This window comes from Longimicrobium sp., assembly GCF_036387355.1.
Lineage (GTDB): Bacteria > Gemmatimonadota > Gemmatimonadetes > Longimicrobiales > Longimicrobiaceae > Longimicrobium.
On record NZ_DASVTX010000432.1, the window covers coordinates 1 to 2,446 of the forward strand.

The 2,446-nt window shown below is 72.9% G+C and carries 2 protein-coding genes; one reads left to right on the forward strand and one right to left on the reverse strand.

The window, feature by feature from the left end; genetic code table 11:
* A partial coding sequence (locus VF665_RS18895) for a hypothetical protein (protein ID WP_331055014.1) occupies positions 1-272 on the reverse strand: 272 nt, incomplete at its 3' end.
* Between the two features lie 406 nt (positions 273-678).
* Here VF665_RS18895 and VF665_RS18900 point away from each other — a divergent pair.
* On the forward strand, positions 679-2,446 hold a 1,768-nt coding region (locus VF665_RS18900), incomplete at its 3' end, for a beta strand repeat-containing protein (protein WP_331055015.1).

Consider the following 2,446-nt stretch of genomic DNA (forward strand, 5'->3'; position numbering starts at 1 on the left):
CCCCCGTCCCGCTCCAGCACTTCTCCCGCCGCGACGCACAGCGCGGCTCCCCGGCCCTGGAATCCGTCGCCCGGGGCCCACGACCTCACGATCTGCTGTGCCGACACCGCGGGCGCGAGCAGCAGCGCGCTCAGCAGGGCGCCGCGCAGCAGCCGACGCATCGGCTCGCGCGCGCCCTTGCCACGGGGATCGTGATCCGGAGCGGCCGTGGCCCGTCCGCGCGGCGGCGTCATCGCCATCATGGTGAACGAGCGTGTCAGGTTCAGGAACAAGGAGGAATGCCGATCCGCAAGCATCGTGCGGACAGCATTCGCCATGGAGGCGGACCCTGCGGCAAGGGCGCGCCACGATCCTCGACCGCCGTCCCCTTCCGCCGCCCGCCGTGCCGGACGGGAACGCGGCTGCGCGCGACTCGGGGCGCGCGGCCCCGGTCCGGCCATGGCGGCCCGCCGGGGATGACACACTCCTCCCCCGCAGTAGCTAGCCCATTCGATCCACCGCCTGCCCCGCCATGGCACAAAAGCAGTACACCGCGCCGCCCCCGCATGTGCGATGGCGCCGTATCCGCTGGGAGTTGCACATTTTAGGACGAATCTACACTTCCCTCGCCTGCCCCCTCGCGTCCGGCCGACTGCCCGGTTCCCGGGGATGCTGCTGCTCCCATTCCGGAGTTTTTCCATGTACACCAGAGCGGTACCCCGAACCATCGCGTGGATGTTCTGCGCGGCGATGGCCGTCGTTCTTCCCGCGGCGTGCGAGCACAGCCCGACGGACCACGGCGTCGTGGCCAGCATTACCGTCACGCGCAACCCGGACACCCTGGCCGTGGGCACCTCGCGGCAGTTCACGGCCACCGGCCGCGACGCCGACGGCAACGTCGTGGGCATCGAGCCGGTGTGGTCCGTGGCGGCGGGCGGCGGCACCATCAGCGCCGCCGGCGTGTTTGCGGCCGGCACCGTTCCCGGAACGTTCGCCTCCACCGTGGTGGCCACCGTCGGCAGCATCAGCGGCAACGCCACCGTCACCGTGGTGCCCGGCGCGCCCGCCAGCATCGTGGTGACGCCCCCCACCGTGACCCTGGCCCCCGGCGCCACACAGCAGTTCACCGCCGTGGTGCGCGACGCGTCGGGCAACGTCATCAACGCGGCGCCCAACTGGTCGGTCGCGGCGGGCGGCGGAACCATTACCCCCACCGGCCTGTTTACCGCCGGCGGCACGCCCGGGACCTACACCGGCACCGTCGCCGCCACCATCGGCGCCGTTTCGGGACGCGCCACCGTGATCGTGCAGGCCGGTCCCGCGGCGAACCTCATGGTCGCTCCGGACCCCGCCGTGCTGGGCGCCGGCGCCACGCAGCAGTTCACCACCACGGTGCGCGACGCCGCGGGCAACGAGCTCGCCGTGAGCCCCATGTGGTCGGTGGTGCGGGGCGGAGGAACCATTTCTCCCGCCGGCCTGTTCACGGCGGGAACGGTTTCGGGCACCTTTCCCGGAACCGTGGTCGCCACGCTGGGCGCGCTGGCGGACTCCGCGACGGTCACCGTCACCGCCGGCACGCTGGCGAGCATCGTGGTGACACCCAACCCCGCGACGCTGGGCGCCGGCGACGCGCAGCAGTTCACCGCCACGGGGCGCGACCAGTTCGGCAACACCGTCGCCTTTACCCCCTTCTGGGACGTGCGCGCCGGCGGCGGCACCATCGACAACACGGGCCGCTTCACCGCGGGGCCCACGGCGGGGACCTACGCCAACACCGTCCGGGCGTGCAGCACCGCCGCGTGCGGCCCGGGAAGCATCTCGGGCACGGCGACCGTAACCGTGATCGCGGGAACGCTGGCCAGCGTCACCGTAACCCCCAACCCCGTGACGCTCAACGGCGGGCAGACGCAGCAGTTCACCGCCACGGGGCGCGACGCCAACGGCAACGTGGTCGCCTTCACCCCCGTGTGGAGCGTGCAGTCCGGCGGCGGAACCATCAGCGCCACGGGGCTGTTCACGGCCGGAACGGTGACGGGCACCTTTCCCGGCACCGTGCGCGCCTGCAGCACGGCGGCCTGCGGCGCGGGAAGCATTTCCGGCTCGGCCACGGTGACCGTGGTGGCGGGGCCGCTGGCCACCATCACCGTCGCGCCCAACCCGGCGACGCTGATCCCCGGCCAGACGCAGCAGTTTACGGCCACGGGGCGTGACGCCGACGGAAACGTGGTGCCCACCCCCGGGCTGATCTGGTCGGTGCAGTCGGGCGGCGGCACCATCAACGCCGCCAGCGGGCTGTTCACGGCGGGCAACACGGGCGGCACCTTCACCAACACGGTGCGCGCCACCAGCGGCTCGGTCTCTGGCAGCGCGACCGTCACGGTGACCGCATCGCCGGCGCCCTTCCTGGGCAGGGCCGCCACGCACGGCATTCTGGCCGGCACCGAAGTCACCTGCGCCTCGGCGCCGG